We start from the raw sequence: 12,953 nt of genomic DNA on the forward strand, positions 1-12,953 counted from the left end.
CAATACATTTTCCGTATCGCCCCAGGTAGGCGCAGCTGAGCACTCGGGCTCACGGCTAAGCTGGCGTCATGCCCGAGACGTCGCCCGTGGACCTCGATCTACGGCTGGTGCACTGTTTTACCGTGGTCGCCGATCATCGGCACTTCGGTCGCGCGGCCGAGGCGCTGCACGTCACGCAGCCGTCGCTGAGTCGCCAGATCCACCGGCTGGAACAGCAACTCGGCGCTCGCCTCCTGGACCGCACTCCGCAGGGAAGCCGGCTCACCGAGGCCGGTGAGGTGTTCCTGCCGCAGGCCCATGCGCTGCTCCGGGCGGCGGCCGCGGCGGTCGCCAAGACCCGCGCCGCCGCCCAGCCGGGGCGCCTCGCGGTCGGCTATACCAGCGGGCTGATCGTCACCCCCGCCGTCCGGGAACTGCGCCGCCGCCATCCCGATGCCGAGGTGCGCGCCCAGCACGTGCCCTGGAACGACGTCCCCACCGCGCTGCTGGAACATCGCGTGGACGCGCTGGTCACCCGGCTGCCCTTCCCCACCGAGCGGCTGCACGTCACCGTTCTCTACGACGAACCGCGCGTGGTGATCCTGCCGACCTCCCACCGGCTCGCGGGCAAGGAATCGGTCACCCTCGCCGATATCGCCGACGAACCGTTGCCCCGGCTCCGCGATTCCGATCCGGCCTGGAATGCCTACTGGCGCATCGACCCTCGCCCCGACGGACGCCCCGCCCCCGACGGCCCGGTCATCGACGCGATGGAGGACAAACTCGAGATCATCGCCGCCGGCGAGGCCATCGCCATCGCCGCCGGCTTCCGAATCCACACCCTCCGCCCCGACCTCACCGCCGTCCCCCTCACCGACGTCGACCCGGCCCACGTGGTCCTGGCCACCCGCGCCGACGACCGCAGCCGCCTCGTCGCCGCCCTCCGCAAAACCGCTCAAACCATCCTCACCGGCCCCACCCCGGAGGGCTGATCACGCCGGATGCCGGTCGAGCGGCCCCGGCCTGGAGAAACGGTCGCTCTCAGTCGGCGTCGGGGACGAGGCGTACGGCGCGGCGGGCGTTGGCGATGGCGGAGACGGTGGTGGTGCCGAGGACGCCGTCGCGGTCGAACATCACCGCGGTGCCGACGGTGAGGCCGTGGTGTTCGACGCGTTCGGTGAGGGCGAGGCCGATTTCCCTCTCGGCCGGCAGCCGGGTGATCGCCATCGTCACATCGGGATTGATGTATTCCAGGCCCGCGCTGCCGAGATTGGACACCATATTCGTGACGTCGGCGACCGAGGCCGCGAACTGGAACGGGGTCGGCTCCTCGCCCTCGACGACCGGAATGGCGAAGTGCCAGATGCGTTTTCGGGGGCTGTCGCGGAAGGCGTCGGACCACTCGCCCCAGCCCTCGGATTCGGTGTAGTAGAGCCGTTCCGGGTCTCGGGTAGCGCGCAGGCCCGGATCGGGCGCGGTCGGGGTGGTGCCGCCGGACCACACCTGCCCGGGCGGGGCCTCGCTCGCTCGCAGGAACAGCGCACTCGCGCGAGCCGCCGGTTCGCCGTCCTGACTCAGCACCGCGTCGACCAGGCAGAGGCGGGGACCTTCACGGACAATCGTCGCGGAGGTCACCGAGGGGCGCATCCGGACCGCGCGGAACAGATCGAGCGTCCACCGCACCGGCTGCAGATCCGGACGGCCCAGGGCCTCGACCGTCCGCTCGACCTCTCGCGCCAGCGCAGCGCTGACGGCCGGCCCGCGCATCTGGTCCGCACCCCAGCCGCTGCCCGCGCGGGGTTCGGGGTGCAGTTCCTCGGTCTCCTCGTGCTTGACGCGGAAGAACGCACTGTCCATGGCGCCGAACTCCTTCCTCACCGACCGACGGCCGGGCACCCACGATCATCAACCGCCCGGAATCGACGATTACTTCCGGGGTCGGCGAAGCCGGGCCGGCAACCGAGGGGATCAGGGCGCCGGCACCCGGCCGGGGTGGACGAGGCAACGCTCTTCAGACCCGAATGCGTTGTGGCAGAAGGTATTCCGCCGACCGGTGAGACGAATCACAACCAGGCCAGCAATCGGTGCCACCGGCTGCGGCGCACGTGCGCTTCGGCGGTCATGGGCTGTGCTCGCGAGGGCGCGGGCGTAGCGGGCTCGCCGCCCGAGGCCGGATCCGGGACGGCCGGGGACTCGGCGTCGCCGTAGGATCCGGGTGGCGTCGCACCGGCCTCGGTCATCGGCGCCGGTTCCGCGCACGGAGCCTGTGACCAGGCGAGATGGGGTGGGGAATGGGGGCCGTCCGGCGGCATGAAATGGGTGAAGCGCGGCAGTTGCACGGTCGGGTCGTCCAGGTCCCGGCGCAGTTGGTTGCAGAACTGCTCGACCGAGCCGTAGCGATCGACGATCTCCTCGACCAGCAGAGCCGCCGACGGAGTTGTCGTGATCAGTTTGCCGCTCACCGTTCTCCTCACCTCACAGCCCGGACTCGATCTGCCGCATACCGGGCTCAACCGACATATGTCTGCGAATAACCCCCAGCACATCCACGGCGAGTCGGGGAAATATCGGAATCGCTCCCGCTCGAGCGCTATCCGCGCCGCGCCGTGGTGATCGTTCTGCGAGGCAGCCTAGTCAGAAACGCGGTTATCCGCAAACTTTCCGCGAGCTGGTCGGTGGCCCGAAACAACCTGGTGTCCAGTCGTTTTCGAATGGTAGTGTTGGTTCGGTGGAAATTCGGGGGATTTGTGGTGAGTAAGCCTTCCAGCTTCAGCAAATATCGAGCACATGCTTGGTTCGGTGCTGCCGGATTTGTCCGCCGGAATATCGGGGACGCCGAAAAATCTCCGGCGGCCATCGGGAATATCGGGGGAGGGCAGCCGGGTTGCCGATGGGGGTGAAGCGTAGGTGGTGCGCGGAAGGCGGAAGGATACCCCCAAGGTGTGCAGGTCAACGGTGGGATAGGCTGGATCGGTCATGATGTCGGCTTTCCCGGGTCCGGTCGCAGCGGCGCCCAAGACGGTCTACCTCGATCACGCGGCCACGACACCCATGTTCCCGGCCGCCGTCGAGGCGATGACGGCTGTGCTCGGCACGGTCGGTAACGCCTCGTCTCTGCACGGCTCCGGCCGCACCGCGCGGCGATTGCTGGAGGAGGCGCGCGAATCCGTCGCCGCCGATCTCGGGGCGCGGCCCTCGGAGGTGATCTTCACCTCGGGCGGTACGGAAAGTGACAATCTCGCGATCAAGGGCATCTACTGGGCTCGTCGCGACGCCGATCCGCGCCGCACCCGCATCCTGGTGAGCTCGGTCGAACACCATGCGGTGCTCGACGCGGTGGACTGGTTGCAGCAGCACGAGGGCGCGCAGGTCACCCTGCTCGACGTCGACTCCGAGGGGATCGTCTCGCCGGGTGCGCTGCGCGAAGCGCTGTCGGTGCACGCCGACGATACCGCCCTGGTCAGCGTGATGTGGGCCAACAACGAGGTCGGCACGATCGAGCCGATCGTCGGATTGGCTTCCGTCGCCCAGGAATTCGACATTCCGATGCACAGCGACGCGGTGCAGGCGGCCGCCCAGCTGCCCATCGATTTCGCATCGAGCGGCCTGGCCGCGGCCAGTTTCGCCGGGCACAAGGTCGGCGGTCCGCACGGATGTGGGGTCCTGCTGCTGGGCCGGCAGGTCGGCTGCGTGCCGCTGCTGCACGGCGGCGGCCACGAGCGCGATCTGCGATCGGGCACCTCCGATGTGCCGGCCGCGGTGGGAATCGCCGCGGCGCTGCGGGAGACCGTGCGGGAAATGCCCGCGCGCACAGCGGAATTGATCGAGCTGCGCGATCGCCTGATCACCGGAGTGCGCGACGCGATGCCCGGGGCAGTCCTCAACGGCGCTACCGGTGAACGGCGCCTGCCCGGAAACGTCCACTTCACCTTCCCCGGTTGCGAGGGCGATTCCCTGCTGATGCTGCTCGACGCCGCGGGGATCGAGTGCTCGACCGGATCGGCGTGCAACGCCGGAGTGGCCGCGCCGAGCCATGTACTGCTCGCGATGGGGGTGGAACCGCGTCAGGCGCGCGGTTCCCTGCGGTTCTCGCTCGGTCACACCACGACCGTGGCCGAGATCGACAGAGTGCTGGAAGTTCTGCCCTCCGTGGTGGAGCGGGCCGAAGCGGCCGGGCTGGCCGGTGCGAAAGGAGGTACGCGATGAGAGTGCTGGCAGCGATGAGCGGCGGCGTCGATTCCGCCGTGGCCGCCGCGCGTGCGGTCGCCGCCGGCCACGAGGTGGTCGGAGTGCATCTGGCCCTGTCGGCCACCCCCGGAACACTGCGCACCGGGTCGCGCGGCTGCTGTTCCAAGGAGGACGCCGGCGATGCGCGCCGCGCCGCCGACGTGCTCGGAATTCCGTTCTACGTCTGGGATTTCGCCGACCGCTTCAAAGAGGACGTGATCGACGACTTCGTCGCCGCCTACGCGGCCGGCGAGACGCCGAATCCGTGCCTGCGCTGTAACGAGAAGATCAAGTTCTCGGCGCTGGCCGACCGCGCCGCCGCGCTCGGATTCGACGCCGTGGTGACCGGCCACTACGCGCAGCTGTCCGACGGTGTGCTGCGCCGTGCCGTCGACGGCGACAAGGATCAGTCCTATGTGCTGGCCGTGCTCACCGCCGACCAGCTGTCGCGGGCGATGTTCCCGGTGGGTGACACCCCGAAGCCGCGCATCCGCGAAGAGGCCGCCGAGCGCGGTCTCGCAGTCGCGAACAAGCCCGACTCCCACGACATCTGCTTCATCCCCTCCGGCGACACCCGCGCGTTCCTCGGCGCCTCGATCGGTGTGCGTCCGGGCGCCATCGTCGACAGCGACGGCCGCAAACTGGCCGACCACGAAGGCGTACACGGATTCACGATCGGCCAGCGCAAGGGGCTCGGGCTGCCCGGCCCCGCCGCGGACGGCCGCCCCCGCTACGTCACCGAGATCGACCCGGACTCCGGCACCGTCCACGTCGGGCCCGCCGAAGATCTGGACGTCTGGACGGTGCGGGCGGACCGGGCCGTGTGGACCTCCGGTGAGGTGCCGTCCGGGCCGTTCGACTGTGTCGTCCAGGTGCGTGCGCACGGCGGCATCGCCCCGGCCGTCGTGGAGGCGGTCGACGGCGGTCTGATCGCGCGGCTGCGCGAGCCCCTGACCGGCGTGGCGCGCGGGCAGGCGGTAGTGGCCTATCTGCCGGATCCGTTGGGAGACCGGGTGATCGGCAGCGGCACCATCAGCGGTACCGGACGTGAGCGCGCCGGGGAGCTGGTCGCGGATTCCGCGCGGTGAGCGCGGACGTCGTCCGGATCGGGGGCCACTTCGGGGAGTACGGCCGGCTCCGCGTCCACGTTCGGATACGGTTGCGCCGTGCGTGATCACGTCGTGCGGCCGCCGACGTTCGGTGCGGTGATCGAGATGGGTGACATATGACGAGCGAGAACCGATCCGACGCGCGGCCGAGCCTGCGGGGAGGTATCGCCACGGGTGTCGGTTCCTGGCCGGGCACCGATCCCCGCGAGGCCGCCGCCACCATCGTGGGGGAGCTGCCCGAACTCGCCCATCTACCCGAATTGCCCGGGCGCGGTGCGGGTTCCGATATGGTCGGGCGGGCCTCGGCGTTGCTGGTCGACATGCAGTTCGACACCACCACCCGCGGATACCGCTTGAGCCCCCGCCCCGGAGCGACCGCGCGGCGCGCGCACGATCTGCTTCGCACCGATCTCGACGCGCTCGAAGAAGCCTGGGAGACAGCGGGTCTCACCGGTGCCGGCCGCACCCTCAAGGTCCAGTCGGTCGGACCGCTGACGCTCGCCGCGCAGGTCGAACTGGCGAACGGTCATCGCGTGCTCACCGACTCCGGTGCGGTGCGCGACCTGTCGGAATCATTGGCCGAGGGGCTGTCCGATCATGCCGCCGAGGTGGCCAAACGGCTGGGCGCCGATGTCGTCGTGCAACTGGACGAACCGTCGCTGGGGGCCGTGCTGGAGGGAAGTCTGCGCGGCGCCAGCGTGCTGAACACCGTGCGCGCGGTTCCCGAGCCGGAGGCGCTGCACATCCTCGACACGGTCGTCACCGCCCAGTCCGGCCCGGTGCTGATCCACAGCTGCGCCGATGCGCCGCCACTGTCGCTTCTGCGCGGAAGTTCCGCTGCCGCAGTAGGTTTCGATATGGCGGCCGTCGCCACCGGCAACCTCGACGCCGTCGGTGAACTACTGGACGCGGGCAAATATCTCGCGCTGGGGCTGGTCCCCACCACGGCCCCGGCCGCTCCGCCCACCTGGCGGCAGCTCGCCGAACCGGGCGTGCGCCTCGTCGACCGCCTCGGCTTCCCGCGCCGCACCCTCACCGACCGCATCCTGGTCACCCCCGCATGTGGCCTGGCCTCCGCCCCCTTGGCGTGGGCCCGTCGTGCGCTGGACCTGTCGTCCGACGTGGCCCGCGCCTACGCCGACGACCCGGATTCGCTCACCTTCGAATAGGGCGCGGCGGGGTCTGCGCCGGGCTCACAGCCCTGCGGCCGGCCCCGGGCCGGGATGGCCGATCTGCCAGTGCTGAGGCTTACCCGGCGGATAGACGACGGGGAGGTCTTCACCGGGGAACGGCCACTGGTTGACGTCCCAGGCGAAGCGCCCGTACACGGTCTCGGCCGCAACGCTCGGCCCCGAGATCGTGCCGGTGATCGTCACGAACTGCTCGCCCTGCGCGGCCGGGCGCGGGCTCACGCCGGTGATCCGCAGCGTCCCGGCCTCCTGCGCGCCGCGCTGGAAACCACCGAAACGGCCCCGGCCGCGAAAGTTCATCAGCAGCGCGATCAGTGCGCCGGCGATCAACACGATGAACACGATCTGCAGCAGCATGCCTCCATGCTAGGCGGACAAACGGGACAGCCTCGATGTGCCGCCGTCGCCGGGGCGCCGCGGCGATATCAGCCGGCGCTGAGCTCGCTGGTGCCAGCGGCGGTGCGGCGCACCTGCCACACCCGGGTGCGCCGAGACTGCGAGCGCCCGTTGCCGCGGTCGATGAGCGTGCGGTTGCGGGTGGTGAAGATCAGCTGCGCACCCCGGGAGTTGGTCTCCGGATTCTGGAACAGCTGGATCAGCCGGTCGGCGGTGTCCCCGGTGAGGTGGGTGTCGACATCGTCGACCGCCAGCACCCGGCCGGTGTCGAGCGCGTCGAGCACGGTCGGCAGCAGGCGCAGCAGGGCCAGTGTGGCGGTGGATTCGTCGGCGATGTCGAAGGCGGCGCCGATGCCCTCGTGGACCACACCGAGCCCGACCCCGCGGCGGGCGACCATGCGCGCGTAGAGGGTGTCGCGGGCCGCGCGCAGATTGCTCAGTTCCCGCTCGAGGGCGACGGGTTCCACGCCGAGGGTTTCGCGCACCCGCAGGGCGTGCGCGGGCGAGGCGGCACAGGCATCCAATTCCTTTGCCATCCCGGCGATTTCGCCGTCGATATCGCGCAGGTAGTCCGCGTACATCGGATCGTTCTCGGCCAGGAGCAGATCCTCGATGCCCAGTTCGGCCGAGCGCAGCAGCATCAGCAGCCGCGCGGCGTTGTCGGCGGAGCGGGAGATGTGGCCGCCGAGGCGCTCGGCGATGCTGTGCGGGTCGGCGGGCCCGCGCTGGACGTCGAGCTGCGCGGAGAACCAGCGATAGGCGGGCACCAGCGCCTCGGCGTACATCTGCCCGGTCAGGCTGAGCAGCAGCGCATTCGGCCGCACCAGCGGCACCAGGGCGGTGATGCCGAAGCGCACCGGTTCGAACATCGGCCCGATCCGGATCTGCTCGCCCTCCCGTTCGAAGATGACGCGTTTGCGGTTGTGCGGATGCGTATGCAGCCATTCGGCGGTGACATCGGCGTTGTCGAGGCGGAACCCATAGGTGTAGGGAGTGCCCTCGGCGACGAAGGTGGCGACGAATTCCGAAGGCCGGTCGGCGAATCCGAGATGCGGCGTGCGCACCGGCCCGGCGTAGGGATCCCAGCCGGTCACCGAATGCAGGACCGCGTCGCGCATGTGGGCCAGTGCGTCGACGAGACCGGATTTCCCGCTCGCCGCCGCGCCGTGGACGGCGGTGACGGGAGCGGGCAGCGCACCGGCCCGGCTCGACACCAGGCGGAGTTCCTGTGGTTCGGCCAGGGAACGGTGATTGGTCACCTGAAAACTACGCAGCACCCGAGCCATCCTGCCGTCCGCCGGGCGGCGCCGCGACATCAGGTGCGAAGTTCGCTCCGGTACAGCGAGACCAGACAGACCACGAGGGTGACGATCTCGGCGACGACCGCGACCATCGCCTGCGGTGCCGGCTGCCAGCCGGTTTCGGTGAATCCGAACAGGCCGCTCGTTCGCGACAGCACGAAGCCGGCCAGGGCGGCGGCGCTGAGCACCGCCGCCGCCGCGCGCAGGCTCCAGGGGCCGACGAGAACCAATGCGGCCAGCGCGAATGCGGCGGCGGCCTGGATGGCGAACGACGGGCCCACGTAGTCGATGTAGCGATAGCCCCGGCCGTAGAGTTGGGTGTGCACGACACCGGTCGTGACGAGTCCGGCGCTGATCGCCAGGCGCACCGGGAACTGCGAGCGTACGGTATTCAGCGTGTTCATCGCAGTGTCTGCTCCTTGATCGCGAGCATCTGCCGGCCCTGCTGGTAGCTCACTTCCCGGATCCCCAGGGCGTCGTGGAGCTTTCCGGCCGGCAACGTCACCGGTTTGGGCGCGGGCCCGTCGCCGGGATGCGGCAGGGGATAGGCGGTGGTCGTCCCGCTGAAGAAGGTGATGTTTCCCTCGGTCTTGGTGAAGAGTTGATGCACATGGCCGTTGAGGCAGGTGACCGAGGAGAACCGCCGCAGCAGGCTCAGTACTTGCGCGGCATCGTCTGTGCCCCAACCCCATTGGGGATACATCGCGAACAGCGGGATATGGCTGAAGACGATGATCGGGGTGTCGGCGGACAATCCCGCCACGTCGGTGCGGACGAAGTCGATCTGATCCTGTCCGAGATGGCCCAGATTCTGCGCGTTGAGCGTATTGACCAACCCGATGACGTGCACCCCCGCGATGTCGAAGCTGTACCACCCGTCACCGCGGGTGCCCTTGCCGAACACCGAGCGGTAGCGCTGTCCGCCGTCGTCGGTCGAATCGTGTTCGCCGGGCACGGTGAAGATGTGCGGCGTGGACAATCCGGACATCATCTGGCGGACCTGATCGAATTGCGCGGGCGTGGCGAGGTGTGTCAGGTCACCGGTGTGGATGACGAAATCCGGTGTGTATCCGAGGGTATTGACCTGATCGATCGCCTCGGTGAAGGTGTCGGTGACATTCGCGTTGGCGGTGCCCTGGAATCCGATGTGGCTGTCGCTGATCTGCGCGAATCGCAGGGTGGGGCGTTCGGCGGTGGCCGGGGCCGCGCCCGCCACATGGGAGATGACCTCGCCGCCGACCACGGTCAGGCCGACGGCCGCGCCGAACCAGGCGCTGTGGCGTAGCAGCTGACGCCGGGTCATGGCGTGCGGATCGCGCGGATCGGTGTGCTGTGGGAGTTGTTCGGTCACGGGGTCACCACCACTGTCGCGTGCATGAAGGGATGGATCGAGCAGAAGTAGGCAAAGGTGCCCGGCTGGGCGAAGGTGAAGCCGAATGTGGCCCCCGTGCCCATTCCCGGGGAGTGGAACGAGCCGTCGCGCGCCACCACCGTATGCGGTTCCTCGTCGCGATTGGTCCAGGTCACGGTGGTACCGGCCCTCACGGTCACGGTCTGCGGGCCGAAGGCGAAATTGTCGATGGCGACGGCGTTCGGTCCGGCCACGGCGGCCGGCGTGCGAGGCGCATTCGACATTCCGGGCATATTCGGCATCGGTTCCGGGCCGCCCGGGGTCATACCCAGACCGGGGTCCTCGGAGCGGACGGTGGGAGCGGGTGGGCTCGCCCCCTTGTCGGCGGGGGTCGCGCACGCCGACAGTGTCATGACGCCGAGGGCGACCGTCGCAGCGGCGGTGAAATTCAGAACGAGGTGTCGTGGCATCGGATCCGGCCTCCATCGGACCCCGCGGAGTGCGGGGCTTCACCGACAGATAGGCGACCGGGTTACAGGCCGAGGTCGATATTCAGTTCCGACGCCGCGCGCAGCGCCCGATGCTGCAGCACCTTCGCATTGGCCACGCTGATGCCGAGCGCGGCGGCCGATTCGCGCACCGACAATCCCTGCAGGAAACGCAGTTCGAGAATCCGGCGGTAGCGTTGCGGGAGTTCGCCCAAGACCGCGCGGACGTGTTCCGGTGCCCTCGACGCGGCGGAATCGGTTGGCGTCGAAACGGTCTCGTCCGGAATGTCGTCGTCGATGACCGTGATCTCGCGGCCCATCCGCGATCGCCAGTGCGCGGCCAGGACCGTGCGAGCGGTGGCCCGCAGATAGGCGCGCACCTCGGCGACGCTCGCGGTGATCCGCAGCGGTTTCAGCGCGGCCACGAACACCTCCGCGGTGAGATCCTCCGCATCCGGCTTGTTGCCGACCTTGCCGAAGATCAGCGCGTAGACCCAGCCGACGTTGTCCCGGTACACCTCTTCCCAGCTGGGATAGCGATCTTGCGGTACCAGTCGCAGGTCGCGGCGCCGGGGCTCCTCCGGCGATCGCGACCCGGCCGTGGATCGCCCTGCCATCCCAACCACCCTCCTGCAGCCCGGTGACGCACGCGCCTGTCAGGGATAGATACGGGATGTGGTTACATGCGGTTCGGTGCGCGCTGTCAGGCCGGCTTCTCCGGTGCGAACACCTCGATCGAGCCGTTCGCTTCACGGACCTGCAGCCGCGGCAGGGGGGCGGGCGTGCGGGGCAGCTCGTGGGTCACGACCTCACCCTCGAAACCGAAGGAGGTCGAGTGGCACGGGCAGCGCAGCCGAGCCGCCGCCGCGTCCAGCCACAATTTGCACCCCTGGTGGGTGCAGATGCCCGACAGCGCGTAGACGATCCCGTCGCGGCGGCGGAGGAAGCCGTTGACGGCGCCGACATCGAACGGTGTGGTCGCGCCGTCGGGTAATTCCGCACTGGCGAGGACCGGTTGCCAGGTTCCGTGCGACGGCACCAGGGTCTGCTGTGCGGCAGGAACTTTCGGCTCGCCGGGTCCGCTCAGCACCGTGTGGTCGATCACCCCGCCCGCCGCGGCCGCGGCCGCCACCGACGTGCCGATCAAGACCGCGCGCCGGGTGGGACGCCGCGTGCGCGCACCGGGGTCGGCGGCGGGCTCGTCGAGGTCCTCGGACAGGCGGTGATGCAGCCGGGCGATGAACTCCTCGTCGGGGCTGCCGGCACCGGTCCGGGCCGCCCGCAGCGCGATCGCGGCGCGGATCTGGGCGGCGTCGTCATCGTCGGGCCGGAAACCGCGCGGGCTGCGGCCGGCCAGGATGTCGTCGACGTAGCGCTCCACATCTTTGCTGCTCACAGCGAGCCTCCTGATCCGGGACGGGCGGCCGATCGCAGCGCCGAGCGCTGGCGTGCCTCGGCCTCGGGAACGCTGACACCGAGCCGCGCCGCCGTGTCGGCCATCGAAAGTCCTTGCAGGAAGCGCAATTCCAGGATCCGCCGATCGGGTTCCGGCAGTTCGGCGAGCAGATCGCCGAAGGCTGCCGGCGTGGTCGAGGTACGGCCGGGCGGCTCGGTGTCGATCACGGTGATCTCCCGGCCCACCCGGGAGAGCCAATAGCGGGCCAGGACCGCACGCGCGGTATGTCGCAGCAGTGCCGGAATCTCCGATGGTTCCGCACCGAGGGGCGATGGTTCCAGCGCCGTCATGAACACCTCCGTCGTCAGCTCTTCGGCATCGGGCGCGGCGCCCACCTTCGCGAGCATCAGCGCGTATACCCAGCCGACATTGCCGCGGAAGATCTCCTCCCAGTCGGCGTAGCCGTCCCCGGATGGCGGCGCCGGTGTGGGCGCCGACTCGGGCTGCCCGCTCATCTGCCGCCGCCCTCCTCTCCGATGCCGCCGCACTCGAGTCCCTCTCGGGCCGATCGGGTGTGCGAACACTGTGCCGCCGTCGAAAACTGTGCCGCCATCAATTAGATAGCAGGGCGGTTACACATACCACCGGTTACCCGCCATGAGTCGGGCCGAGCGCCGCGCCGCGTAACCCGCGCTCCTATCTGCAGGCACAACGACTGCGAGGAGTGAAGAAGATGAACGTGGCATTCGAGGTGCAGTGCGCACGAGTAGTGGCGGCCGGCGTTGCCCTCGCCGGTGCGATCGCGGCGGCCGCACCCGGTGGCGCTGCCGGGGCGCCCGACCATACGGCCGTCGATCCCGTTGCCGTGCAGTGTCTTTGGGCCGACACCGCGCATTCGCGCGGAGACACCGTCACGGCGGGCGGGTGGAGTTACAGCTGCGGAACCGACGCCGCCGGCGCACCGCGGTGGATTCGCGGGGCGGCGGCGGTCGGGCCGAGTACAGTGCCCAATCCGGGAGCGGCGAACGCGCCCGCCGGACATTTCAGCGCGGGGGCCCGGCAACCCGGCACCGAATACACCGACTACTGCGTGGGGGACCAGTTGATCGAAGGGCGCGACAACGTCTACGAAGCCACGCCGAGCGGGACCGGACTGCTGTTCTGGCGGTCCGCCGCGGCCCTGGACTCGTGGACGTTCGACCCCGGCAGCCGTCCGGCGCCGCCCTCCGCGCGCGGTTCGAGCCTCTGCCGGGACAGTCAACTCCTCTGAATTCGGGTCTTCCAGGCGTCGCCCGACCATGGGCCGCGGCACATCGGCGAGTGAATCACCGGCGGGCGGGTAATCGCACTGCCGAGCGAAGTTGTCGCGGTGCGGCGCCCCCGGGTGTGGCAGTTGCGACGGTTTCGGTGCGAAAGTGCGGCGGCCGGGCGGTGACGTTCGTCCGGTTCGTGTCGGTGGGACAGGAATCGGCATGTTCTCCGTAGGGTCGCCGGTGTCGAGGAAAGGGGCCGTCCG

15 protein-coding genes are annotated in these 12,953 nt (G+C 69.7%); 5 read left to right on the forward strand and 10 right to left on the reverse strand.

Annotation, left to right across the window (positions count from 1 at the left end; genetic code table 11):
* Nucleotides 1-68 precede the first annotated feature (68 nt).
* Nucleotides 69-971 carry a LysR family transcriptional regulator gene (locus IG65_RS0101195; protein ID WP_030512910.1) on the forward strand — a complete coding sequence of 301 codons (903 nt, stop codon included), beginning with the start codon at nt 69-71 and terminating at the stop codon, nt 969-971.
* A gap of 49 nt (nt 972-1,020) precedes the next feature.
* On the opposite strand, the gene IG65_RS0101200 is transcribed toward IG65_RS0101195, so the two are convergent.
* Entirely contained in the window at nt 1,021-1,836 is an 816-nt protein-coding gene (locus IG65_RS0101200; protein WP_030512911.1) for an acyl-CoA thioesterase domain-containing protein, read from the reverse strand.
* A 206-nt stretch (nt 1,837-2,042) separates the two neighbouring features.
* A complete protein-coding gene (locus tag IG65_RS0101205) occupies nt 2,043-2,441 on the reverse strand; it encodes a hypothetical protein (RefSeq protein ID WP_030512912.1) in 399 nt (132 codons plus the stop codon).
* Between the two features lie 514 nt (nt 2,442-2,955).
* Between IG65_RS0101205 and IG65_RS0101210 the strand changes: the two genes are divergently transcribed.
* The 3 genes from IG65_RS0101210 (at nt 2,956) to IG65_RS0101220 (ending at nt 6,484) form a co-directional block, all read left to right on the forward strand.
* On the forward strand, nt 2,956-4,185 hold the full coding sequence (locus IG65_RS0101210; protein ID WP_030512913.1) for a cysteine desulfurase family protein: 1,230 nt from the start codon (nt 2,956-2,958) through the stop codon (nt 4,183-4,185).
* Complete coding sequence (mnmA, locus tag IG65_RS0101215) at nt 4,182-5,294, forward strand: tRNA 2-thiouridine(34) synthase MnmA (protein ID WP_030512914.1); 1,113 nt, start codon at nt 4,182-4,184, stop codon at nt 5,292-5,294. Before IG65_RS0101210 ends, mnmA begins: the two co-directional genes overlap by 4 nt.
* Before the next feature lie 137 nt (nt 5,295-5,431).
* The gene (locus tag IG65_RS0101220) at nt 5,432-6,484 is read left to right on the forward strand and encodes a methionine synthase (protein WP_030512915.1); all 1,053 of its coding nucleotides are present in this window, start codon (nt 5,432-5,434) and stop codon (nt 6,482-6,484) included.
* 24 nt (nt 6,485-6,508) lie between these two features.
* On the opposite strand, the gene IG65_RS0101225 is transcribed toward IG65_RS0101220, so the two are convergent.
* The 8 genes from IG65_RS0101225 to IG65_RS0101260 all read right to left on the reverse strand — a co-directional run bounded on the left by IG65_RS0101225 (nt 6,509) and on the right by IG65_RS0101260 (nt 11,952).
* A complete protein-coding gene (locus IG65_RS0101225) occupies nt 6,509-6,862 on the reverse strand; it encodes a hypothetical protein (protein WP_030512916.1) in 354 nt (117 codons plus the stop codon).
* Between the two features lie 68 nt (nt 6,863-6,930).
* Nucleotides 6,931-8,178 (reverse strand): AAA family ATPase, encoded by a 1,248-nt coding sequence (locus IG65_RS0101230; RefSeq protein WP_030512917.1) that lies wholly within the window; start codon nt 8,176-8,178, stop codon nt 6,931-6,933.
* A 38-nt stretch (nt 8,179-8,216) separates the two neighbouring features.
* On the reverse strand, nt 8,217-8,606 hold the full coding sequence (locus tag IG65_RS0101235) for a hypothetical protein (protein ID WP_051755098.1): 390 nt from the start codon (nt 8,604-8,606) through the stop codon (nt 8,217-8,219).
* Complete coding sequence (locus tag IG65_RS0101240) at nt 8,603-9,505, reverse strand: metallophosphoesterase (protein ID WP_030512919.1); 903 nt, start codon at nt 9,503-9,505, stop codon at nt 8,603-8,605. Before IG65_RS0101240 ends, IG65_RS0101235 begins: the two co-directional genes overlap by 4 nt.
* Before the next feature lie 44 nt (nt 9,506-9,549).
* Nucleotides 9,550-10,023, reverse strand: coding sequence for a cupredoxin family copper-binding protein (locus IG65_RS34245; protein WP_369801447.1), 474 nt, complete (start codon nt 10,021-10,023; stop codon nt 9,550-9,552).
* A gap of 62 nt (nt 10,024-10,085) precedes the next feature.
* Nucleotides 10,086-10,658 carry an RNA polymerase sigma factor gene (locus tag IG65_RS0101250; RefSeq protein ID WP_036522684.1) on the reverse strand — a complete coding sequence of 191 codons (573 nt, stop codon included), beginning with the start codon at nt 10,656-10,658 and terminating at the stop codon, nt 10,086-10,088.
* Nucleotides 10,659-10,744: 86 nt separating this feature from the next.
* The gene (locus tag IG65_RS0101255) at nt 10,745-11,437 is read right to left on the reverse strand and encodes a Rieske (2Fe-2S) protein (RefSeq protein WP_030512922.1); all 693 of its coding nucleotides are present in this window, start codon (nt 11,435-11,437) and stop codon (nt 10,745-10,747) included.
* The gene (locus IG65_RS0101260) at nt 11,434-11,952 is read right to left on the reverse strand and encodes an RNA polymerase sigma factor (protein WP_030512923.1); all 519 of its coding nucleotides are present in this window, start codon (nt 11,950-11,952) and stop codon (nt 11,434-11,436) included. Before IG65_RS0101260 ends, IG65_RS0101255 begins: the two co-directional genes overlap by 4 nt.
* A gap of 218 nt (nt 11,953-12,170) precedes the next feature.
* Between IG65_RS0101260 and IG65_RS0101265 the strand changes: the two genes are divergently transcribed.
* Entirely contained in the window at nt 12,171-12,707 is a 537-nt protein-coding gene (locus tag IG65_RS0101265; protein ID WP_156055450.1) for a hypothetical protein, read from the forward strand.
* Nucleotides 12,708-12,953 lie beyond the last annotated feature (246 nt).

Source organism: Nocardia sp. NRRL WC-3656, assembly GCF_000720265.1.
GTDB classification, from domain to species: Bacteria; Actinomycetota; Actinomycetes; order Mycobacteriales; family Mycobacteriaceae; genus Nocardia; species Nocardia nova.

Coding starts and splice junctions, on each gene's coding strand:
- IG65_RS0101195 (WP_030512910.1), top strand. CDS start 69: ATGCCCGAGACGTCGCCCGTGGACCTCGATCTACGGCTGGTGCACTGT.
- IG65_RS0101200 (WP_030512911.1), bottom strand. CDS start 1,836: ATGGACAGTGCGTTCTTCCGCGTCAAGCACGAGGAGACCGAGGAACTG.
- IG65_RS0101210 (WP_030512913.1), top strand. CDS start 2,956: ATGATGTCGGCTTTCCCGGGTCCGGTCGCAGCGGCGCCCAAGACGGTC.
- mnmA (WP_030512914.1), top strand. CDS start 4,182: ATGAGAGTGCTGGCAGCGATGAGCGGCGGCGTCGATTCCGCCGTGGCC.
- IG65_RS0101220 (WP_030512915.1), top strand. CDS start 5,432: ATGACGAGCGAGAACCGATCCGACGCGCGGCCGAGCCTGCGGGGAGGT.
- IG65_RS0101225 (WP_030512916.1), bottom strand. CDS start 6,862: ATGCTGCTGCAGATCGTGTTCATCGTGTTGATCGCCGGCGCACTGATC.
- IG65_RS0101235 (WP_051755098.1), bottom strand. CDS start 8,606: ATGAACACGCTGAATACCGTACGCTCGCAGTTCCCGGTGCGCCTGGCG.
- IG65_RS0101240 (WP_030512919.1), bottom strand. CDS start 9,505: ATGACCCGGCGTCAGCTGCTACGCCACAGCGCCTGGTTCGGCGCGGCC.
- IG65_RS34245 (WP_369801447.1), bottom strand. CDS start 10,023: ATGCCACGACACCTCGTTCTGAATTTCACCGCCGCTGCGACGGTCGCC.
- IG65_RS0101250 (WP_036522684.1), bottom strand. CDS start 10,658: ATGGCAGGGCGATCCACGGCCGGGTCGCGATCGCCGGAGGAGCCCCGG.
- IG65_RS0101260 (WP_030512923.1), bottom strand. CDS start 11,952: ATGAGCGGGCAGCCCGAGTCGGCGCCCACACCGGCGCCGCCATCCGGG.
- IG65_RS0101265 (WP_156055450.1), top strand. CDS start 12,171: ATGAACGTGGCATTCGAGGTGCAGTGCGCACGAGTAGTGGCGGCCGGC.